We start from the raw sequence: 19711 nt of genomic DNA on the forward strand, positions 1-19711 counted from the left end.
TCAGGCGCGGATCAGGCGGGGGCCAGCACGAAATTGCCCGCGACCGAGGTGTCGGCGGGGCTGGACATGACCGGGCGCAGGAACACGGTTTGAAACGCGCCGTCGTCATAGGCGAGGTGGGCGTGGGGCTGGCCGAAGTTGGGCAGGATCTGCTCCATCTCGAGGGCAAAGCTGCCATCGGCGCGGGTGAGGGTGGAGCCGTGGTTGCGCGGCTCGCGCTCGCCGCCGAGCGTGGTGGCGGCCCAGATCTGGATGCGCAGCCCGTCGAGCGGCTTGCCGTCGCCCGCGCGCAGCACCTTGCCATGGACGATGAAGCCGCGCCCGAGGCTCTCGACCAGCGGGGCGCCGGGGCGGTAGTTGTTGGCTCCGCCCCGCATCGAGCGGGTGGGGGCGAGGGTGGCGGCGGAGGCGGGCACCGTGAAGGGCAGGGGCATCAGCGCGGCGGCGGTGAGGCTGGCGCTGGCGGTTGCAAGAAAGCTGCGGCGGCTTTGGAGGGGCATGGCTGTCTCCCGGAACGGCGGCGGATGCCCGTGAGGATAGCCCGGATCGCCCGTTCGCGCATCTGCCGGGGCGGCACGTTTGCGTGAAGTCTCAGCGCTCGGGGATGAGCTGCTGCACGATGCCGGCGACCAGCAGGTAGAGCGAGGTGACGCCAAGCGACCAGGACAGCCAGGGCGATTGCTCGAAGCTCTGCCAGGCCGCGATCACCGCCAGTGCCACCCAGATCACCGAGACCGGCAGGGTGAGATTGCGCCAGCGCTTGGTGCGGGTGGGGTGCACGAACTTCAGCGGCAGGAACATGGCAGCCGCCAGCACGATGCTCGTGACCACGGTGACCCAGGGCGCGGGCTGCATGGCCATGAGCACCAGCACGGCGAGGTTCCAGCAGCCCGGAAAGCCGCGAAAGCTCTTGTCGGTCAGCTTCATCCTTGTGTCGGAGAAGTAGAGCACAGAGGAAAAGCAGATGCCGAGCGCGCAGAGCGCGGCCCATGGGTTGGGCAGCAGGCCGGAGCCGTAGAGCGCGAAGGCGGGGATGAAGACGTAGGTCAGGAAGTCGATGATCAGGTCGAGCAGGGCGCCGTCGATGATGGGGGCGTGGTTGGTCACGTCGTACTTGCGGGCCAGCGGACCATCTATGCCGTCGACGGCGAAGGCGGCCAGCAGCCAGAGGAACATCACCGGCCAGTCGCCCTGCACGGCGGCCAGCATCGCCAGCATCGCAAGCGCCGCGCCGGTGGCAGTGAAGAGATGGACCCCATAGGCCTTGAACCGATCAGACATGGGGCGAAGGGTTACCGGGCCGGGGGCGGCGCGGCAATCTAAATTCCCTTGAGCGGAGAAATGCCCGACAAGGCCGTGCCCGGCTGTGGCCCGCGCGCCGCGTGGCGGGGGCCGGGGTCAGGCGCGGTTGCGGCCCTGGGGGTGGGCGCGGTTGTAGACATCCATCAGCCGGGCGGTATCGACTGCGGTATAGGCCTGGGTGGTGGAGAGCGAGGCGTGGCCGAGCAGCTCCTGGATGGTGCGCAGGTCGCCCCCGGCTTCCATCAGGTGGGTGGCGAAGCTGTGGCGCAGGGCGTGGGGGGTGCAGCTGGAGGGCAGGCCGAGCTGCATCCGGGCGGCCTCTGTCACCTTGGCGACGGCGCGCCGCGAGAGCGGTTTGCCGCGGATCGAGCGGAACAGCGGGCCCGACGGGTCGAGCTGGTGGGGGCAGTCGCGGCGGTAGTCCTCGACCGCGGCGCGGGCGACGGGGAGGACCGGCACGATCCGTTCGCGCCCGCCCTTGCCGGTGATGCGCAGCACCTCGGCCAGCGGCGCGTCGGCCCCGGTGAGGGCGAGGGCCTCGGAGATCCGCAGCCCGCAGCCGTAGAGCAGGGTCACCACAGCGACGTCGCGGGTGGCGACCCAGGGTTCGGGGTGCTGGAGCGAGACGGTTTCGATCAGGTCGCGCGCCGCGCCGCGCCCGACGGGGCGGGGCAGTTTGCGCTGGTACTTGGGGGCGCGGACCGAGAGGGGGGCGGACATTTCGAGCCCTTCGCGCTCGGCGATCCAGCCGAGGAAGCCCTTCACCGCCGAGAGCTGCCGCGCCAGCGAGCGCGCGCCGACGCCGCCGGCGCGCTCATGGGCCATCCAGGCGCGCATGTCGGGCAGGGTGAGCGTGCCGAGGCGGGCGAGGCCGAGGCTTTCGCCCAGGTGGCCGGGCAGAAAGCACAGGAAGCCGGTGACATCGCGGCGGTAGGCCTCGAGCGTGTTCTCGGCGCGCCCGTCGATGGCGCGCAACTGCGACAGCCAGAGCTCCAGCGCCTGTTGCAGCGCCGGAGAGAGCGGGATCATCCCAGGAAGCGCCGCATCTGGCGCTCGAAGACGCCGGCGAAGAAGCCGAGCAGGTCGGTGCCCTGGGAGGGGCGGAACTGGTGGGGATCTTCGGCGCCCATGACCAGCAGCCCGGGCAGGCGGCCCTCGCCCAGTTCGAGCTTGAGGCAGGCCTCGGAATGGATGTTGGGGGCGGCCTCGCCGTAGATCACCGAGAATTGCGGCCGGGTCTGGCGCAGGGTGACGGGGCGCACCGGCTTGTCGCGGCCCATGGTGAGATAGTCGTTCACGAAGCCCGGGGGGGCGACATGGAGCACGTCTCCGAGCTTCTTGACCGCCGGGTCCTCGCCCTCCTGCACGCTTTCGAGCACGAGGCGCAGGCAATCGACCCGCAGGATGTTGGCGACCTCGGTGCCGAGGTTGCGCAGGAACTCCTCGAAATCGCCGGGTTCGAGCATGGTGAGCACCGCGCGGTGCACTTGATTGGTGCCGGCGAGGTTTTCATAGGCGGCGGCGATGACCGAGCGGTGGGTGTCTTCGAGCCGGTCGAGACGGGCTTCGAGCCGCTCCATGGCGATGCCGCGCAGGTCGACGATGTTGCCGCCGAGCGACTTTTCGTTGGCCGCGATCAGCGCATGCATGATGTCGCGATCCTCAAGGATCATGTCGGGTTCGGAAATGATCATGGATCGCAGCCCGATCAGCTGCTCCGCCGCTTCGCTCATATCTGCCTCTTTCTCCGTCATGGGTGGATGATACCCCATGCGTTGTTCTTGGTTGCCCCATTTGTTTCAAACCGGAGCGTGGGCGGGCAAGGGTTTTGTCGGTGAGGTGGGGGGAGCGGCCGTGAGGGTGGCGGTTGAGTCACAGGGGTGGAGCGGGGCGTTGCCCCCTCGCCACCGGGCGCGAACCGGGGGCGCCACAAGGGCGCCGCACGGAGATATTTGCACCAAGAGAATGGGCAGGAAGGCGACAAATCTAGACGAATTGTCGCCGATCACTGCGGGTCAGAGGATGGTGATCTTGGCCTCGGCGGCGTCCTTGACGAATTGGGCGAGGCCCTTGTCGGTGAGGACGTGGTTGGCCATCGCCTTGATGACACCCGGAGGCGCGGTGGCGACGTCGGCGCCGATCAGGGCGGCGTCCTTCATGTGGTTGGCCGAGCGGATCGAGGCGGCGAGGATCTGGGTGTCGAAGGCGTAGTTGTCGTAGATCGTGCGGATGTCGCCGATCAGGTCCATGCCGTCGAGGTTGAGATCATCGAGCCGCCCGATGAAAGGGGAGATGTAGGTGGCCCCGGCCTTGGCGGCGAGCAGCGCCTGGTTGGCGGAGAAGCAGAGCGTGACGTTGACCATGGTGCCCGCGTCGGAAAGCGCCTTGCAGGTTTTCAGACCGGCCCAGGTGAGCGGCACCTTCACGGCGATGTTCTCGGCGATGCCGGCGAGCTTCTTGCCTTCTTCGAGCATGGTTTCGGCATCTGTCGCCACCACTTCGGCGGAGACCGGGCCGGAGACCAGGTCGCAGATTTCCTTGGTCACTTCGAGGATGTCGCGGCCCGACTTCAGGATCAGCGACGGGTTTGTGGTGACGCCGTCGACCATGCCAAGGTCGTTCAGCTCGGCGATGGCGTCGATCTCGGCGGTATCTACGAAGAATTTCATGGGCGGCCTCCTCGGGCAGACTTGCGGTTGCGCCTCTCATACCGCAGGACAGGAGGCACTGAAACCCGAGAATGGCGGAGATGTGAGCGCTAACGGTCATTTCAACGAGGGCGAGCCGGTTGCGGTGCTGACGACCCAGCCGCTGGGCGGCACGCTGGATTATGCCGCGCCCGCGGGCGGCGTGGCCGAGGGGGCCTTTGTGGTGGTGCCGCTGGGGCCGCGCCGGGTGATGGGCGTGGTCTGGGGGCCGGGCGAGGGCGGGTTCGACCGGGCCAAGTTGCGCCGCGTGGGCGAGGTGCTGGACGTGGCGCCAATGGGGGCGGGGATGCGCGAGTTTCTGACCCGCGCCGGGGCCTATACGCTGACCGACATGCACCAGATGCTGCGCATGGCCACCCGCGCACCGGGGCTGGCGACGCCGCCGGGGATGCGCAAGGTCTACCGGCCCGGGCAGGGCGAGGTGGACCGGATGACGCCGGCGCGGGAGCGGGTGCTTGGCGTGCTGGAGGAGCATGGGGGGCTGTCCTTCACCCTTGGGGAGCTGGCGGAGATTGCCGGGGTGTCCAGTGGCGTGGTGAAGGGGCTGGTGAAGCTCGGCGCGGTGAGCGAGGAGCTGGCGCCGCGCGATGTGCCCTATCCGACGCTGGACCCGGGCCACGGCGGAAAGGCGCTGAACGAGGAGCAGGCGGCGGCGGCGGCGGCGCTGCGGGCCGGCGTGGCCTCGCGCGAGTATGGCACGACGCTGCTGAAGGGGGTGACGGGATCGGGCAAGACCGAGGTGTACCTGGAGGCGGTGGCGGAGTGCCTTGCGCAGGGGCGGCAGGCGCTGGTGTTGCTGCCCGAGATTGCGCTGACGCAGGAGTTTCTGGCCCGCGTCGAGGCGCGGTTTGGCGCCAAGCCGGCCGAGTGGCACCATGGGGTGACGGTTACCGAGCGGCGGCGCTGCTGGAAGATGGTGGGCGAGGGCGGGGCCTCGCTGGTGGTGGGCGCGCGTTCGGCGCTGTTTCTGCCCTTCCGCGAGCTGGGGCTGATCGTGATCGACGAGGAGCATGACGGTTCCTACAAGCAGGAGGATGGGGTGACCTATTCGGCCCGCGACATGGGGGTGCTGCGGGCGAGCATCGAGGGGGCGCAGATGGTGCTGGCCTCGGCCACGCCCTCGCTGGAGAGCTGGGCCAATGCGGAGGCCGGGAAATATGCCCGGGTGGAGCTGACCTCGCGCTTTGGCACGGCGGTGCTGCCGGAGATGCGGTCGATCGACATGCGGGTCGAGGGGCTGCCGGCGACGCGGTGGGTTTCCCCCACGCTGCAGGGGCTGGTGCGCGCGCGGATGGAGAAGGGGGAGCAGGCGCTGCTCTTCCTCAACCGGCGGGGCTATGCGCCGGTGACGATCTGCCGGGCCTGCGGACATCAGGTGGCCTGCCCGGACTGCGATGCGCGGATGGTGGAGCACCGGTTTCTGAAGCAGCTGATGTGCCACCAGTGCGGGCACACGGAGCCGGTGCCCGAGGCCTGCCCGAGCTGCGAGGTGGAGGGCAAGCTGGCGCCGGTGGGGCCGGGGGTGGAGCGGCTGGCCGAGGAGGTGAAGGAGCTGTTTCCGGAGGCGCGGGTGGCGGTGCTGTCCTCCGACCTGTTCGGGTCGGCGCGGGCGTTGAAGGCGGCGGTGGAGGGCATCGCCGGGGGGGCGGCGGATATCGTCATCGGCACCCAGATGGTGGCGAAGGGGCACAACTTTCCGCTGCTGACGCTGGTCGGGGTGATCGACGCCGACCTGGGGTTGCAGGGCAGTGACCTGCGGGCGGCGGAGAAGACCTTTCAGCTGATGCGGCAGGTGGCCGGGCGGGCCGGGCGGGCAGAGGCGCCGGGGCTGGCGGTGCTGCAAAGCTATCAGCCCGAGCATCCGGTGATCCGGGCGATCCTGAGCGGGGATGAAGAGGCGTTTTGGCGGGCGGAGGCGGAGGAGCGAAAGGCGGCGGGGGTGCCGCCCTATGGCCGGCTGGTGGGGATCGTGCTGTCTTCTCCCGAGATCGAGGATGTGAACGCGCTGGGCATGGCGATGGCGCGGCGGGCGGAGCCGTTGCGGGCGATCGGGGCGCAGGTTTTCGGCCCGGCGCCAGCACCGATTGCGCGCATTCGGGCGCGCCACAGGGTGCGGCTGCTGGTGAAGGCCGAGAAGAGCGCGCCGGTGCAGGCGGCGGTGACGGCCTGGCTGGCGCAGTTCGACTGGCCCAGCCGGGTGCGGGTGCAGGTGGATGTGGATCCGCTGAGCTTTTTCTGAGTGGCGTCGGGATAAATCCCGACCTGTGGCGTGGCGAGGGCGCGCTCTTTCGGGGACGCGTCGCACGGGGCGGTGTCACGCGGTGGGGGGTTCCCACCCCGTCGCCATTGGGCTTGAACCAATGGCACCACAATGGCGCCCCTTGTCGAGATATTCGCGGCAAGAAGATGAAGCGGGCCGGGGACAATCTGAATCGAATTGTCCATTTTCTTGCTCCAAATATCTCCCGCCGGAGGCCCATATCTTTTCTGGACCAACCGGGCCGCCACCGCAGGGAGTGCAATGGCGTGGCCCGGATGCCACGGGACCGCGCCGAGCGCAGCGAGGCGCGCGGGTCGACGCGCGCAGGCGCGGCGAAGGCCGGTCAGGCGTCGAGCTGCTCCATCACCTCGTCGGAGACCTCGAAGTTGGCGGTGACGCGTTGCACGTCGTCGTCGTCTTCCAGCACTTCGATGAGGCGCATCAGCTTCTGCATGCCCTCGAGGTCGAGCTCGGTGGTGGTGGTGGGGCGCCAGACCAGCTTGGCGGTTTCGCTTTCGCCAAGTTCGGCCTCGAGCGCGGTGCTGACCTCGTTGAGTTCGGTGTCGGCGCACCAGATCACGTGGCCCTCTTCCGAGCTTTCGGCGTCTTCCGCCCCGGCTTCGATCGCGGCCATCATCACCGTGTCCTCGTCGCCCACGGAGGCCGGGTATGTCACTTGGCCCTTGCGCTCGAACATGAAGCCGACCGAGCCGGTCTCGCCGAGGTTGCCGCCGTGCTTGCCGAAGGTCGAGCGGACGGTCGAAGCGGTGCGGTTGAGGTTGTCGGTCATCGCCTCGACGATCACCGCCACGCCGCCGGGGCCGTAGCCCTCGTAGCGGATTTCCTTGTAGTCGTCGCCGCCGGCGGCTTGGCTCTTGTCGATCGCGCGCTGGATCACGTCCTTGGGGACGGATTGCGACTTGGCTTCCTTCACCGCGAGGCGCAGGCGGGGGTTATTGTCGGGGTCGGGATCGCCCATCTTGGCCGCCACGGTGATTTCCTTGGCGAGCTTGGAGAAGAGCTTGGAGCGGGCGGCATCCTGACGGCCCTTGCGGTGCTGGATGTTTGCCCATTTGGAATGGCCCGCCATGGGTGCCTCCGTAATGTCGATTGCCGGTTCTGGCGGGCTGTATAGGGCAGAGGCCGGGGAGGGGGCAAGCGGAGTCGAGGGGGGCGCCATCAACGGGGCGTGTTCGGGGCCGGGCGCGGGGCGGTGGGGAACTTGTGTTCGCCCGACATCGGATTACTGTGGCCGCTCACCGCCGCTTGGGAAGTTCAACCTCGGGAAATCCTTGGGTTCTTTTCAACTGCGCCACAGGGAGTGCCCAGATTTGACCGGCGACCAGATTACGCTTTTCGTCCTCTTCGGCATGGTCTTTTGCCTGCTGCTCTGGGGGCGCTTTCGCTATGACCTTGTTGCCTTCGCGGCCCTGATGGCCGCGGTGGTGCTGGGGGTGGTGCCGGCGGACGAGGCCTTTGCGGGCTTCGGCCATCCGGCGACTCTGGTGGTGGCGCTGGTGCTGGTGGTCTCGGCGGGCCTCGTGAACTCGGGCGCCGTTCTGCTGATCACCCGCACGCTGGTCAGCTCGGCCCGCGGGCTTGGCGGGCATATCGCGCTGATGGGCGGGGTGGGCGGTGTGCTCAGCGCCTTCATGAACAACGTGGCGGCGCTGGCGCTGCTGATGCCGGTCGACATCCAGACCGCGCGCAAGGCGGGGCGGGCGCCCGGGCTGAGCCTGATGCCGCTGAGCTTTGCCACCATCCTCGGCGGCATGGCCACGCTGATCGGTACGCCGCCCAACATCATCATCGCCGCCGTGCGCGGCGACACGCTGGGCGAGCCGTTTCGCATGTTCGACTTTGCCCCGGTGGGCGGGCTGACCGCGCTTGTCGGACTTGCCTTCGTGGCGCTTGTCGGCTGGCGGCTGATCCCCTCGACCGGCGAGGCGGCGGGCGCGGTGAAGCCGGGGGAGATGAAGAACTACATTGCCGAGCTGACGGTGCCCGAGGGCAGCAAGCTCATCGGCAAGCGTGTGCGCGAGATCGAGGAGCTGGCCGACAAGGCGGATGCGGGCGTGCTGGGGCTGGTGCGAGGCGGCAAGCGGCTTTACGGGGCGCAGCGGCTGACCAAGATCGAGGCGGAGGATGCGCTGGTGCTGGAGGCGGTGCCGGATGCGCTGGACGAGTTTCGCGCCAGCCACGGCCTTGTCTTCTCCGACGAAAAGCGGCGCGAGCTGCTGGCCGAGGGCGGCGAGGGGCTGGGGCTGATCGAGGTGGTGGTGCCCGAGGATTCGCGGATCGCCGGGCGCTCGGCGCAGGGGATCGGCCTGAGCTGGCGGCAGCGCACGATCCTGATGGGCATCTCGCGGCAGGGCCGCAAGATCACCAGCCAGGTGCGCAAGGAAGAGGTGAAGCCGGGCGATATTCTGCTGCTTCTGGCGCCCAACGACCGGGCCGCGGAAGTGACCGCGTGGATCGGCGCGTTGCCGCTGGCCGACCGGGGGCTGGCAGTGACGCAGGACAGCAAGACATGGCTGGCCATCGGCCTGTTTGCCGCCGCCGTGGCTGCCGCCTCCTTCGGGCTGATCTACCTGCCGGTTGCTCTCGGGCTGGTGGTGGTGGGCTACGTGCTGACTAAGATCCTCACGCTGAACGAGCTTTACGACCACATCGAATGGCCGGTTGTCGTGCTGCTGGGCTCGATGATTCCCCTGGGGGCGGCTTTGGACTCCTCGGGCGGCACGGAGCTGATTGCGGGGGCGCTGGTGGATGTGACGGCGGGCCTGCCGGCCTGGGCCATTCTGACGGTGCTGATGGTGGTGACGATGACGCTGTCGGACGTGTTGAACAACACCGCCACGGCGATTGTGGCCGCGCCGATCGGGATACAGATGGCCAATTCGCTCGACGTGTCGCCCGACCCCTTCCTGATGGCCGTGGCGGTTGCGGCCTCTTCGGCCTTTCTCACGCCGATCGGGCACAAGAACAACACGCTGATCCTTGGCCCCGGGGGCTACTCCTTCGGGGATTACTGGCGGATGGGGCTGCCGCTGGAGATTCTGGTGGTGGCGGTGTCGATACCGCTGATCCTGATTTTCTGGCCGCTCTAGCCCTGCTGGGCTTCACCCCTCCTGCGGGGGCGGGACGAGGTGGCGGGCGGCGGCGCGTTTGACCGAGGCTGTCAGGTCGGAGAGCGCGGGGGCGGCGAGGCGGGAGGTGAGCCAGAACAGGGGGCGATCAATCGTCAGGCCGGGTTTCGGCTCGGTGAGCGACCCGTTGGCGAGGTGGGGCGCGGCGAGGGGGGCCGGGTTCATGCCCCAGCCGAGGCCGGCGCGGGCGGCGTCGATGAAGGCGGTTGTGGCGGGCAGGATGTGCAGCGGCGGGGCGGGCGTGGTGCCTGTGGCGGCCTCCATCCACTGAATTTGCAGGCGATCCTTGATGGAGAAGGTGAGGCAGGGGGCGCGGGCCAGCGCCTCTGCCGTGACGCCCCGGGGAAAGTGGCGGTCTGCGAAGCCGGGGGCGCAGGTGGCGTGGTAGCGCAGGGCGCCGAGGGGGAGCACGTCGCAGCCCTGCACCGGGCCGGGCTGGGCCGATATGGCGGCCAGAACCTCGCCGCGGCGGAGCCAGTCGGCGGAGTGATCCTCGTCATCCACCACCAGATCGAAGCTGATGCCCTCGACCCCGGCCATGGCCTCGATGAACCATGTGGCGAGGCTGTCGGCGTTGATCGCGAGGCGCAGGGTGGCGGGGGCGGCGGGCTGGCCGAGGTCGGCGGCGAGGGCGCGGGCCAGAAGCCCCATCTCCTCGGCATGGCGGTAGAGGCGCGCGCCGGTGCGGGTGGGTTCGCAAGGCGTGGTGCGGCGGATCAGGGGGGTGCCCATCTGCTCTTCGAGCTTGCGGATGCGCTGGGAAATCGCAGGCGGGGTGACACCGAGCGCGGCGGCGGCCGCCTCGAAGCTGCCGGTGCGCAACACGGCGTGGAGGGCGAGCAGGGCGGGGTCTGTGAACATAAGCAATGCTTATCTCAGAACAGAAGGTTTCACTAGGCTTATCCGGCGCGGGCGGATAGCCCGGCGAGGCAAGGAAGGAAACGGATGATGTTCGATGCGGCCCTCGCGGGGTTTTCACTGGGTTTGAGCCTGATCGTGGCAATCGGCGCGCAGAACGCCTTTGTGCTGCGGCAGGGGCTGCGGCGGGCCTTCGTGCTGGAGGTGGCGCTGGCCTGCGCGATTTCGGACGCGCTGCTGATTGCGGCGGGGGTGGCGGGGTTTGCCACGCTGGCCGATGTCATGCCCCGGCTGCTGCCGATCTTCCGCTGGGGCGGCGCGGCCTTTCTGATCGTGTACGGGGCGCGCAGCTTCTGGGCCGCGTGGAAGGGGGGCGAGGCGCTGGAGGCGAAGGGCAACGGCGGCGGAGGCAGTGGCTCGCGGATGGCGGTGCTGGCGACCTGTCTGGCGCTGACCTGGCTGAACCCGCACGTTTACCTCGACACGGTGGCGCTGGTCGGCTCGATCTCGACCCGCTACGCGCCACAGGAACTGGCCTTCGGCATCGGGGCGGTGATCGCCTCCTTCACCTTCTTCTTCGCGCTGGCCTATGGCGCAAGGCTGCTGGCCCCGCTCTTTGCCCGGCCCGGTGCCTGGCGGGTGCTGGACGTGGTGATCGGCGTGGTGATGTGGGCGATTGCGGCGGGGCTGATCCTGGGGTGAGCCGCGACGGGAGGGACGGGGTGAAGGCTGGTTGACCTTTATCCATGCCTCGCGCACATAGTTCACATGTCAACCGATATGTCCTCATCTCAGGCCCCGAGCCGTCCGGTTGCGGGTGTGCTCTGGATGGTTGTGACCGGCGTTCTGTTCGTTGCCGTGACCGCCTCGGTCAAGCTCACCGGCGGGCGGGTGCCTGCGCCGCAGGCGGCGTTTCTGCGCTATGCGCTGGGGCTGGTCTTCATCCTTCCGATGATCCCGGCGATCCGGGCCGACCATCTTGGCCTGCGCGAGCTGAAGATCTTTGCGATGCGCGGGGCGGGGCACACGGTTGGGGTGATGCTGTGGTTTTACGGGATGAGCACGATCACCATCGCGGAGGTGACGGCGCTCAACTACATGTCGCCGATCTACGTGACGCTGGGGGCGGTGGTGTTCCTCGGCGAGAAGATGGCGCTGCGGCGGATCCTTGCGGTGGCGGTGGCCATGGTGGGGGCGATCATCATTCTGCGGCCGGGGTTCCGGGAGCTTGAGCCGGGGCATTGGGCGATGGTGGGCGCGGCGCTGTGCCTTGCGGGCAGCTACATCGTGGCCAAGCAGCTTTCGGGCCGGGTGAGCGCGGCGACGCTGGTGGCGATGCTGTCGGTGACGGTGGCGATCGGGCTGGCGCCCTTTGCCTGGGCGGTCTGGGTGCCGGTGAGCTGGAATGACCTTGCGATCCTGTTCCTCACCGCAGCCTTTGCGACCTGCGCGCATTACAGCATGGGCGTGGCCTTCAAATGCGCCCCGGTGACGGTGACGCAGCCGGTGACGTTCCTGCAGCTGATCTGGGCGGTGGCGCTGGGTTACTTCATGTTCGACGAGGGGCTGGACAGCTGGGTGATCCTCGGCGGTCTGGTGATCATCGCCGCGATCAGCTTCATCACATGGCGCGAGGCGGTGGTCAGCCGCCGGAAGGTGACGCCGGTTTCGGGGGAAACCAAGTTCTAGCGCAGGCGGGGCGGGTCAGAAGGCGTGCGGGCGGCCATCCCATGTGAGGAAGGCGCCTGTCGTCTCGGGGGACAGCTCTTCGATGCGCGCCGCGAGCCCTTCGGCGGCCTCCTCCACCGAGATGTCGGCGCCGCTGCCGCCCATGTCGGTGCGCACCCAGCCCGGGTGGTAGATGCCCACAGAGATCCCCTCGGCCTTCAGGTCTGCCGCGAGATTGCGCCCGAGGTTCAGCAGGGCGGCCTTGGAGGCGCGGTAGATGTAGCTGCCGCCGGGCGCGCGGGTGTCGGAGGCCATCTGCGACGAAATCAGCGCGATCCGGGGAGTGGCGCCGGCGCGCAGGTTGGGCAGCAGGGCCTGAACGGTGAGGAAGGCGGCGGTGCAATTGACGGCAAACCCTTCGGCCCACATGGAGGCCGGGTAGCCCGTGGCGAGGGTCTGGCCCTTGTCGGGGTAGATGCCGGCGTTGCAAACCAGACGCTCGAGCGGGGCGCCGTCGAGCTGCTCGGGGAGGCAGGCGATGGCCTCGGGGTCGGACACCTCCAGCCCGGCCCAGCGGATGCCGTCGGCCTCGGGCGGGGTGCCGCGGCAGGTGCCGATGACGGGGCCGTGGGCGGTGAGGCGCTGCGCCAGCGACAGGCCGATGCCGCGGCTGGCGCCGGTGAGGAGGGCGGCGACGGGGGGCTTTTGCGAGGACATTCGGGCGGGTCTTTTCAGTTGGTCTTACGGGGGGAGGCGAAGGGCAGGGGCATGATCGGCACGCCGTCTTCCAGCAGGGCCTTTGCTTCGGCCAGCTTGGCCTCGCCATGGACCGAGCGGTGGGGCTCGTCACCCTCGTGGATGGCGCGGGCGACCCGGGCGAACTCGCCGCCGACATATTCGCTCTCGCGCTCGACCTTGCTGCGAAGCTCGGCCAGCGCCTTTTCCTGCGGGGTGGAGGGGGTGGCCAGCGGGCGTGACTTGCCCTCGGGGGCGATGCGCGCCTCGGGACCGGCGCTGGTGGTTGCGCCCGTGCCGATGCGCGGGGCCATCACCGACTTTTCGACCTTCGCAACGCCGCAGACGGCGCAGGACAGGTGACCGGCGCGGGCGAGCGCGTCGTAGGCATCGGCGTCGGCAAACCAGCTTTCAAAGCGGTGTCCATCGCGGCATCGCAGGCTGTACTTTATCATTCGGGACTATCTAGCCCTGCAGGGGTGAAGTTTCAATTACCCGGCCTGCCCATCTAGCCGCCCGCGCCGTCGTCACCGGCGGGGTGCGGGGCGGGCAGGTGCTCGTGGGTGAAGGCGGCGAGGATGGCGCGCAGCTCGGGTTCGGCCACCTTTTGCGCGGCCTTCTCCAGCGAGAACCACTTGCGCTTGCGTTGCTTGCGCTCGGGGTAGTTGGCGTGGAGCTTCTTGACCGCGAGGGGGAAGACCGCGACGAGGCAGGGCAGGCCTTTGCGGGGGCCGGACACCTTGGCGTAGCTGTAGACCCCGAGGCAGCGCGGCAGGGCGGAGCCGGTGGCCCCGGCCTCTTCCCAGGCCTCGCGGGCGGCGGCCTGTGCGCCGGAGCGGCCATCCATCGGCCAGCCCTTGGGGATGATCCAGCGTTTGCGGGTGCGTGAGGTGATGAGCAGCACCTCGGTCTTGCCCTCGACCACCCGGTAGCAGAGCGCCCCGAACTGCGTGCGCAGCCCACGTTTGGAGCGCCCGGCAAGCCGGACGGGGACGTGGATGGGTTTCAGTTGGCTCATGCGCCGAGTCACTCTTTGCTCACTTGCTGGATCGTAACATGTGAGGATGATCCGCCTAGCTGTGCAACCAGCATTTTCACGCAAGCGTCACGGATTGGTCGCATTGGGGCGGGTCGGAGCGGGTCAGCCGCGGGGGAGGTTGGCGGTGCTGGCGATGCGTTGCAGCAGCGGCGCGAGGTCGGGCTGGCGGGCCTTTGCGAGGGCCGAGGCGGCGGCGGCCATGCGGGCCTGTTCTGCCGGGTCGAGCCGGGTGAGGGCGGCGGCGAGGGCGGTGGCATCGGCCACGGGGAGGGCGGCGCCGGCGGCATCGAGTGCTGCAAAGGCTTCGGCCTGGTTGAAGCAGGAGGGGCCGTGGAGCAGGGCGCAGCCGAAGTGGACCGGCTCCCATGGAGTATGGCCGCCTTTTTCGACCAGCGAGCCGCCGGTGAAGCAGAGGCCGGAGAGCGCATACCAGAGGCCCATTTCTCCCATGGTATCGGCGAGATAGACCGCCGCGTCGCCCGGTTCATCGCCGGCCGAGCGGGTGGCGAAGGGCAGGCTCGCGCGGGCGATGAGGGCGGCCACCTCGGCCCCGCGCCGGGCGTGGCGGGGGGCGAGGATGAGGCGCAGGCCGGGGCGGGTTGCGCGGGCCTGCGAGAAGGCGGCGAGCACCTGCTCCTCCTCGCCCGGGTGGGTGGAGGCGGCGAGCAGGGTGTCGGGGCGGGAGAGCTGCGCGGCGAGGGGGGCGAGGGCCTCGGGGTCGACGGGCGGCGGCGGCGTGGTTGTCTTGAGGGCGAGGGGCGCGGCGCGGGCGAGGCTGGGCAGGCCAAGCGCGATGAACCGATCGGCGGAGGCGCTGTCCTGCGCGGAGAGCAGGGTGATGGCGGAGAGCACGTCGCGGGCCAGCCCGGGCAGCAGCGCCCAGCGTTTGGCGGAGCGGGCTGAGAGCCGGGCGGAGGTGACGATGACCGGGATCTGCGCGGCGCGGGCGAGCGAGAGGCGGTTGGGCCAGAGCTCGTTTTCGATGACGATGAGCGCCGCCGGGCGATGCGCGGCGAGGAAGCGGTGCAGCACGGCGCGCAGGTCGACCGGCGCGAGGCGGGCGGTGGTGCGCGGCAGGTCCCAGGCGCTGGCCATGTCGCGCCCGGTGGTGGTGTTGGCGGTGATGGTGAGGTGCAGGCCGGGGTGGTCGGCAAGCAGGCCGTCGATCAGCCCGCGGGCGGCGGCCAGCTCGCCGTTGGAAGCGCCGTGGAGCCAGAGCCGGGGCCCGGGCAGGGGCGGCTCGTCGGTGGTGGCGAGGCGCTGGCGCAGGTCTTCCGCCGTTTCGGCACGGCGCAGCAGACGCAGGGCGAAGAGCACGGCGAGCAGCGGGGCGGCGAGGCTGAGGAGGAGGCGGTAGAGCGGCAAGGCGGGTCCGGGTGGCCTGAAGGGGTGGCGGAGCGATACCCCGGCGGGGGGCGGGGTGGCAAGCGCGGGGCGCGGCGGGGTCAGAGGCGGGTGAAGAGCGCCGCCGTGCCGAGGCCGCCCGCAGCGGCGATGGCGGCGAGACCGGTGGTTGGGCCTTCGCCGGAAATGCCGGACGCGGTGAGCGCGTGGAAGAGGCGGCAGGCGAGCACGGCCCCGGAGGCGCCGATCGGGTGGCCCCGGGCCAGCGCCCCGCCCTGGGGGTTGGTGCGCGTGGCAGGCAGGCCGGTGGCCTCCAGCGTGGCGAGGGCCTGCGCGGCGAAGGCTTCCATCAGTTCGACCTGGCCCAGCATGTCGGGCGCGAGGCTGGCCTTGGCGAGCACGGCGCGGATGGCGGCGACCGGAGCAAGGCCGGGTTGGGCCGGGTCGCCGCCGAGCATGGCGGAGGGGCCGATGGCGAGCGCGGGGCGGCCAAGGGCACGGGCGTGGTCTTCGGTGGTGACGAGAAGGAGCGCGGCGGCATCGGCCTCGGGCGCGGTATTGGCGGCGGTGACATCGCCCGCGAGGGGCTTGGCGCGGGCGAGCAGCGCGGGCGAGAGGGCGCGGGCGTAGGGGTCGGCGGCGAGGCCCTCGAGCGGGGCGATCTCGGGGAGCGGCGGCGCGGCGAGGGCGCGGGCGTGGGAGGCGGCGGTATAGGCATCCTGCGCGGCACGGGGCTGGCCGAGGGCGTTGGCGGCCTCGTGCATCTCGGGGTCACGGGCGGGATCGGGGGAAAAGCGGGGGCGCAGGTAGGGTTTGGGCGCGCCGCCGTCGGGGTCGGTCGCGAGGCGGAGGGGGCGGCGCGAGAAACTTTCGGCCCCGCCCGCGAGGATGGTGGTGGCGCGCCCGGTCTCGACGAGGGCGGCGGCGAGGAGGAGGGCATCGAGGCCGCCAGTGCACTGCCGGTCGATGGTGAGGCCGCCGACGCGCTCGGGCAGGCCTGCGGCAAGGGCGGCGAGGCGGGCGGGGTTACCGCCGGCGCCGAGGGCATTGGCGAGGATCAGCTCGTCGACGGCGTCGGCGGGCAGGGCGGCATCGGCGAGGCAGGCGCGGGCGGCGTGTGCGGCCAGCTCGGGCGCGTCGATGCGGGCGAGGGCGCCGCCGCGGGGTGCGACCGGGGTGCGGCGGGCAGCGATGAGGACGGCGCGGGGCATCAGGGGGCGGGCTCGTCGCTGCGGTTGCGGGCCGGAGGCCCGGGGAGAGGGCGGCGGGCCGTGCGGGTAGAGCGCCGGGGTGCCCCGGCGGCCCGGCGGGCGGCGGTGGGTGGCATCAGGGCGCGGGCTCGCCGCCGGGCGTCTCGGCCAGCATCGAGGCGAGGGCGGTGAGGTTGGTCTTGCCCGAGGGGCTGCGGGGCCAGGCCTCGGGCGGGATGCGGGTGATCGGGCGCGGGCGGGCCAGCGGCGGCAGGGCGTAGAGCGGCAAGGTCTCGGGCGCGGCGGGGCCGGTGTAGGCGGCGATGAGGCGGGTGCCGCGCCGCGGGTCGGGCATGGGGAGCACGGCGGCCTCGGTGACGCCGGGCATGGCGAGAAGGGCGGCTTCGACTTCTTCTATCTGCACGGTCTGCTCGGCGATGCGCACCGCGCGGTCGGCCCGGCCCGCAAGGTGGAGCAGGCCGCCCGACATGCGGCCGCGCTCGCCCACGGTGGTGAAGCCGCGATCGTCGCGGCGGGGGTCGGGGGTGTCGGCATAGCCCTGGAAAAGGTAGGGCGAGCGCACCCAGACCTCGCCTGTGCCGCTTTCATCGAAATTGCGAATCTCGATCTCGACCCCGTTGCAGGGGCGGTCATCGAAGGAGATGAAGCTGGTTTCGGCGGAACCGTAGAAGCCGTGGATCTCGGCGTTGGGAAAGAGCGCGCGGGCGTGGTCGCGGGTGGCGGCATCGAAGGCCCCGCCGCCAATGAGCAGACGGGTGACGGAGGGGGCCGGATCGCCGGAGAGCAGGCGGAGCTGCGAGGGGGTGGCCCAGATCATGGTGATGCTGCGAAGCGCGAAGGCCTCGGTCTGCCGGTCGGGGCGCATGCCGTGCAGCAGGTGGGCCTCGGCGCCGACGTGAAGCGCCTCGAAGGCACCGTAGAGGGCGAGCGAGTGCACGAGGCTGCCGAGCGTGGCGATGCGGGTTTCGGGGCCGAGCGACCATGCGGCGCGGTTGGACTCGAAGCTCGCGATCCAGCTCGCCTGTGTGCGGCGGATGGCGCGGGGCGTGCCGGTGGTGCCGCCGGTGAGGGTTTCGAAGCTGGGCTCCCTCTGGGCCGGCCCGAGGTGCAGATCGGGCGGGGAGAGGCGGAAGGTGGCGGAGGGGGCCGCGGCGAGGGCGGCGCGGATCAGGTCGGTTTCGGAGCGTTTGCCGGGGGCCGGGAGCGGGGCGGGCGGAGACAGCGGAACCGGGGCGCTGGCGAGGCCGAAGAGGCGGGCTTCGGGGGCGGGGGTGAAATGCGCTGTCATGCTGCCTTTTCTAGCAGACGGCGGAAGAGCGCGGTAAGGGCAAAGATCACCGCTGCGGTGCACACGATCGTCGGGCCGGTCGGGCTGTCCCACGCGTAGGAGAGGCGCAGTCCGCCGAGGGCGGAGATCGCGGCGAAGACGACGGCGAGGGCGGCCATGGCCTCGGGTGTGCGGGTCAGCGGGCGGGCGGCGGCGGCGGGCAGGATCAGCAGTGCGGTGATGAGCAGCGCCCCGACGACCTTGATGGCCACGGCCACGGTGAGTGCGAGGGCGAAGACGAGCACGAGGTTCTCGCGGCGCGGGTTGAGGCCGGAAGCGCGGGCGAGGTCGGGCGAGATGATCGACAGCAGCAGCGCCTGCCAGCGCCAGAGCAGCGCCGCAGAGACAAGCGCGGCTCCGGCCCAGATGAGGCCGACATCCATGCGCGAGACTGAGAGGATGTCGCCGAAGAGATAGGCCTCGAGGTCGAGCCGCGCCCCGCCGGGGATGAGCGACACCGCCAGCAGGCCGGCGGCAAGGGCCGAATGGGCGAGGGCGCCGAGCAGGGTGTCGGTGCCGGTGCGCCGCCCGGAGAGGGTGGTGATCGCGAGGCCCATGGCGAGGGTGGTGGCGGTGACGCCGACGAGGATGGACACCTCGAATCCCAGCGACAGGGCAACGCCGAGCAGGGCCGAGTGGGCGGTGGCATCGCCGAAGTAGGCCATGCGGCGCCAGAGGACGAAGCAGCCCAGCAGGGCGGCGACAAGCGCCACTCCGAGCCCGGCGAGGGCGGCGCGGATCAAGAAATCATCGAGCATTTTCGCGGTCTTGCGGGGCTGTGGCGGGGGTGTGGGCGTGGGGATCATGCCCGGCGTGGTCATGCCCGGAGTGATCTTGGTGATCATGGTGATCATGATCATGGTGGTGGTGGGCGTGGTCGTGCTCGTGGCGGTAGAGCGCCAGCGCGCCGCCGGTGCCGTCTCCGAAGAGGGCGCGGTATTCGGCGGAGTTGCGCACCACCTCGGGGGTGCCTTCGCAGCAGACATGGCCGTTGAGGCAGATCACCCGGTCTGAGGCGCTCATGACCACGTGCAGCTCGTGGCTGACCATGACGACGGCGCAGCCGATGGTGTCGCGCAGCTCTTCGATCTGGCGGTAGAAGGCGGCCTGTCCGGGCTGGTCGAGGCCTTGGGTCGGCTCGTCGAGCAGGAGGATCTGGGGCTCGCAGAGCAGGGCGCGGGCGAGCAGCACGCGCTGGAGCTGGCCGCCGGAGAGGTTGGCAAGCTGGCGGCCCTGCAGGTGGGCGACGCCGGTGTGCTCGAGCGCCCGTGTGCGGGCCTCGGCGGCGATCCGGCGGGGCAGCGACAGAAAGCGGGCGACGGTGATCGGCAGAGTCGGGTCGAGCGCGAGCTTCTGGGGCACGTAGCCGATGCGCAGGCCGGGCGTGCGGGTGACGCGGCCCGTGGCGGGGCGCAGCTCGCCGATGAGGGCTTGCAGGAAGCTGGTCTTGCCCGAGCCGTTGGGGCCGACGATGGTGGTGATCTCGCCGGGCACGAAACGGGCGGAGACGCCGGACAGGATGGTTTGGCCGTCGCGGGTGAGGCTGAGGTTTTCGGCGGTGATGAGGGCGCTCATGGGCGCGGTCCGGGCCCGGTGGCGGCGGGGCGGCACTGGGGGCAGAGGCCACGGGCCTCGACAACGGCGTCCTCCACGGCAAAGCCCGCCCCGGCGGCGTCATCGGCCAGCGGGGCCTCGGAGGAGAGCGCCTCGGCCACGCGGCCGCAGTCGCGGCAGATCAGGAAGGCCGCGCCATGGCCTTCGGCGGCCTCGGGATGGGCGCAGGCGACATAGGCGTTCAGGCGCTCGATGCGGTGGGCAAAGCCTTGTTCGGTCAGGAAATTCAGGGCGCGATAGGCGACGGGGGGCTTGTCGCCCAGGCCTTCGGCGGCGAGGCGTTCGAGCAGGTCGTAGGCGCCAAGGGCCTTGTGGCTTTCGAGCAGGATCTCGAGCGCGCGGCGGCGCAGGGGCGTGAGCCGGGCGCCGCGTTCGGCGCAGGCGGCCTCGGCGGCGGCGAGGGCGGTGGAGACGCAGGCGTGGTGGTCATGCGGCGCAAAGCCGGTGGGGTCGGACATGGGTGAGCCGTTATGTTATAACAGACTGTGGTTCTAGC

Annotated in this window: 20 protein-coding genes; 4 read left to right on the forward strand and 16 right to left on the reverse strand. The window is 70.4% G+C overall.

Features of this window, described 5'->3' with window-relative positions; all coding sequences use genetic code 11:
- Positions 1 to 11 precede the first annotated feature (11 nt).
- The 5 genes from GTH22_RS01295 to fsa all read right to left on the reverse strand — a co-directional run bounded on the left by GTH22_RS01295 (position 12) and on the right by fsa (position 3971).
- Entirely contained in the window at positions 12 to 500 is a 489-nt protein-coding gene (locus GTH22_RS01295) for a twin-arginine translocation pathway signal (protein WP_252942741.1), read from the reverse strand.
- Between the two features lie 91 nt (positions 501 to 591).
- A complete protein-coding gene (locus tag GTH22_RS01300) occupies positions 592 to 1281 on the reverse strand; it encodes a phosphatidylcholine/phosphatidylserine synthase (RefSeq protein ID WP_252942742.1) in 690 nt (229 codons plus the stop codon).
- Positions 1282 to 1398: 117 nt separating this feature from the next.
- On the reverse strand, positions 1399 to 2331 hold the full coding sequence (locus tag GTH22_RS01305; protein WP_252942743.1) for a tyrosine recombinase XerC: 933 nt from the start codon (positions 2329 to 2331) through the stop codon (positions 1399 to 1401).
- A complete protein-coding gene (locus GTH22_RS01310) occupies positions 2328 to 3035 on the reverse strand; it encodes a DUF484 family protein (RefSeq protein ID WP_252942744.1) in 708 nt (235 codons plus the stop codon). The genes GTH22_RS01305 and GTH22_RS01310 overlap by 4 nt, the downstream gene beginning before the upstream one ends.
- 282 nt (positions 3036 to 3317) lie before the next feature.
- Positions 3318 to 3971 (reverse strand): fructose-6-phosphate aldolase, encoded by a 654-nt coding sequence (gene fsa / locus GTH22_RS01315; RefSeq protein ID WP_252942745.1) that lies wholly within the window; start codon positions 3969 to 3971, stop codon positions 3318 to 3320.
- Between fsa and GTH22_RS01320 the strand changes: the two genes are divergently transcribed.
- Positions 3970 to 6249, forward strand: coding sequence for a primosomal protein N' (locus GTH22_RS01320; protein WP_252942746.1), 2280 nt, complete (start codon positions 3970 to 3972; stop codon positions 6247 to 6249). The genes fsa and GTH22_RS01320 overlap by 2 nt on opposite strands.
- 364 nt (positions 6250 to 6613) lie before the next feature.
- Here GTH22_RS01320 and GTH22_RS01325 read toward each other — a convergent pair whose 3' ends face one another.
- Entirely contained in the window at positions 6614 to 7360 is a 747-nt protein-coding gene (locus GTH22_RS01325) for a YebC/PmpR family DNA-binding transcriptional regulator (RefSeq protein ID WP_252942747.1), read from the reverse strand.
- Positions 7361 to 7601: 241 nt separating this feature from the next.
- On the opposite strand from GTH22_RS01325, the gene GTH22_RS01330 reads away from it, so the two are divergent.
- Positions 7602 to 9380, forward strand: coding sequence for an SLC13 family permease (locus GTH22_RS01330; RefSeq protein ID WP_252942748.1), 1779 nt, complete (start codon positions 7602 to 7604; stop codon positions 9378 to 9380).
- A gap of 12 nt (positions 9381 to 9392) precedes the next feature.
- Here GTH22_RS01330 and GTH22_RS01335 read toward each other — a convergent pair whose 3' ends face one another.
- A complete protein-coding gene (locus GTH22_RS01335; protein ID WP_252942749.1) occupies positions 9393 to 10280 on the reverse strand; it encodes a LysR family transcriptional regulator ArgP in 888 nt (295 codons plus the stop codon).
- A gap of 87 nt (positions 10281 to 10367) precedes the next feature.
- Here GTH22_RS01335 and GTH22_RS01340 point away from each other — a divergent pair, with 87 nt between their 5' ends.
- Positions 10368 to 10979 carry a LysE/ArgO family amino acid transporter gene (locus GTH22_RS01340; RefSeq protein WP_252942750.1) on the forward strand — a complete coding sequence of 204 codons (612 nt, stop codon included), beginning with the start codon at positions 10368 to 10370 and terminating at the stop codon, positions 10977 to 10979.
- Positions 10980 to 11045: 66 nt separating this feature from the next.
- A complete protein-coding gene (locus GTH22_RS01345; RefSeq protein ID WP_252942751.1) occupies positions 11046 to 11966 on the forward strand; it encodes a DMT family transporter in 921 nt (306 codons plus the stop codon).
- A gap of 15 nt (positions 11967 to 11981) precedes the next feature.
- Here GTH22_RS01345 and GTH22_RS01350 read toward each other — a convergent pair whose 3' ends face one another.
- From GTH22_RS01350 to GTH22_RS01390, 9 genes are all read right to left on the reverse strand, one after another.
- A complete protein-coding gene (locus GTH22_RS01350) occupies positions 11982 to 12662 on the reverse strand; it encodes an SDR family oxidoreductase (RefSeq protein WP_252942752.1) in 681 nt (226 codons plus the stop codon).
- A 14-nt stretch (positions 12663 to 12676) separates the two neighbouring features.
- Positions 12677 to 13135, reverse strand: coding sequence for a DUF1178 family protein (locus tag GTH22_RS01355; protein ID WP_252942753.1), 459 nt, complete (start codon positions 13133 to 13135; stop codon positions 12677 to 12679).
- A 53-nt stretch (positions 13136 to 13188) separates the two neighbouring features.
- A complete protein-coding gene (locus GTH22_RS01360; protein ID WP_252942754.1) occupies positions 13189 to 13698 on the reverse strand; it encodes an NUDIX hydrolase in 510 nt (169 codons plus the stop codon).
- A gap of 123 nt (positions 13699 to 13821) precedes the next feature.
- Positions 13822 to 15084: a 3-deoxy-D-manno-octulosonic acid transferase gene (locus tag GTH22_RS01365; protein ID WP_252942755.1), complete on the reverse strand. Its 1263-nt coding sequence runs from the start codon at positions 15082 to 15084 to the stop codon at positions 13822 to 13824.
- 80 nt (positions 15085 to 15164) lie between these two features.
- Entirely contained in the window at positions 15165 to 16274 is a 1110-nt protein-coding gene (locus GTH22_RS01370) for a thiolase family protein (protein WP_252942756.1), read from the reverse strand.
- A 115-nt stretch (positions 16275 to 16389) separates the two neighbouring features.
- Complete coding sequence (locus GTH22_RS01375) at positions 16390 to 17562, reverse strand: AMP-binding protein (RefSeq protein WP_252942757.1); 1173 nt, start codon at positions 17560 to 17562, stop codon at positions 16390 to 16392.
- Entirely contained in the window at positions 17559 to 18359 is an 801-nt protein-coding gene (locus tag GTH22_RS01380) for a metal ABC transporter permease (RefSeq protein WP_252947548.1), read from the reverse strand. Before GTH22_RS01380 ends, GTH22_RS01375 begins: the two co-directional genes overlap by 4 nt.
- Positions 18349 to 19176 (reverse strand): metal ABC transporter ATP-binding protein, encoded by an 828-nt coding sequence (locus GTH22_RS01385; protein WP_252942758.1) that lies wholly within the window; start codon positions 19174 to 19176, stop codon positions 18349 to 18351. The genes GTH22_RS01380 and GTH22_RS01385 overlap by 11 nt, the downstream gene beginning before the upstream one ends.
- Entirely contained in the window at positions 19173 to 19673 is a 501-nt protein-coding gene (locus GTH22_RS01390) for a Fur family transcriptional regulator (RefSeq protein ID WP_252942759.1), read from the reverse strand. Before GTH22_RS01390 ends, GTH22_RS01385 begins: the two co-directional genes overlap by 4 nt.
- Positions 19674 to 19711 lie beyond the last annotated feature (38 nt).

Origin of the sequence: Oceanicola sp. 502str15 (genome assembly GCF_024105635.1) — a bacterium.
Classification (GTDB): Bacteria; Pseudomonadota; Alphaproteobacteria; order Rhodobacterales; family Rhodobacteraceae; genus Vannielia.

Excerpts from the sequence above, each read along its gene's own strand:
- GTH22_RS01355 (WP_252942753.1), bottom strand. The coding sequence starts at position 13,135 with ATGATAAAGTACAGCCTGCGATGCCGCGATGGACACCGCTTTGAAAGC.
- fsa (WP_252942745.1), bottom strand. The coding sequence starts at position 3,971 with ATGAAATTCTTCGTAGATACCGCCGAGATCGACGCCATCGCCGAGCTG.
- GTH22_RS01305 (WP_252942743.1), bottom strand. The coding sequence starts at position 2,331 with ATGATCCCGCTCTCTCCGGCGCTGCAACAGGCGCTGGAGCTCTGGCTG.
- GTH22_RS01325 (WP_252942747.1), bottom strand. The coding sequence starts at position 7,360 with ATGGCGGGCCATTCCAAATGGGCAAACATCCAGCACCGCAAGGGCCGT.
- GTH22_RS01310 (WP_252942744.1), bottom strand. The coding sequence starts at position 3,035 with ATGAGCGAAGCGGCGGAGCAGCTGATCGGGCTGCGATCCATGATCATT.
- GTH22_RS01390 (WP_252942759.1), bottom strand. The coding sequence starts at position 19,673 with ATGTCCGACCCCACCGGCTTTGCGCCGCATGACCACCACGCCTGCGTC.
- GTH22_RS01340 (WP_252942750.1), top strand. The coding sequence starts at position 10,368 with ATGTTCGATGCGGCCCTCGCGGGGTTTTCACTGGGTTTGAGCCTGATC.
- GTH22_RS01380 (WP_252947548.1), bottom strand. The coding sequence starts at position 18,359 with ATGCTCGATGATTTCTTGATCCGCGCCGCCCTCGCCGGGCTCGGAGTG.
- GTH22_RS01295 (WP_252942741.1), bottom strand. The coding sequence starts at position 500 with ATGCCCCTCCAAAGCCGCCGCAGCTTTCTTGCAACCGCCAGCGCCAGC.
- GTH22_RS01335 (WP_252942749.1), bottom strand. The coding sequence starts at position 10,280 with ATGTTCACAGACCCCGCCCTGCTCGCCCTCCACGCCGTGTTGCGCACC.
- GTH22_RS01360 (WP_252942754.1), bottom strand. The coding sequence starts at position 13,698 with ATGAGCCAACTGAAACCCATCCACGTCCCCGTCCGGCTTGCCGGGCGC.
- GTH22_RS01300 (WP_252942742.1), bottom strand. The coding sequence starts at position 1,281 with ATGTCTGATCGGTTCAAGGCCTATGGGGTCCATCTCTTCACTGCCACC.
- GTH22_RS01350 (WP_252942752.1), bottom strand. The coding sequence starts at position 12,662 with ATGTCCTCGCAAAAGCCCCCCGTCGCCGCCCTCCTCACCGGCGCCAGC.
- GTH22_RS01385 (WP_252942758.1), bottom strand. The coding sequence starts at position 19,176 with ATGAGCGCCCTCATCACCGCCGAAAACCTCAGCCTCACCCGCGACGGC.
- GTH22_RS01370 (WP_252942756.1), bottom strand. The coding sequence starts at position 16,274 with ATGCCCCGCGCCGTCCTCATCGCTGCCCGCCGCACCCCGGTCGCACCC.
- GTH22_RS01320 (WP_252942746.1), top strand. The coding sequence starts at position 3,970 with ATGGGCGGCCTCCTCGGGCAGACTTGCGGTTGCGCCTCTCATACCGCA.
- GTH22_RS01345 (WP_252942751.1), top strand. The coding sequence starts at position 11,046 with ATGTCAACCGATATGTCCTCATCTCAGGCCCCGAGCCGTCCGGTTGCG.
- GTH22_RS01375 (WP_252942757.1), bottom strand. The coding sequence starts at position 17,562 with ATGACAGCGCATTTCACCCCCGCCCCCGAAGCCCGCCTCTTCGGCCTC.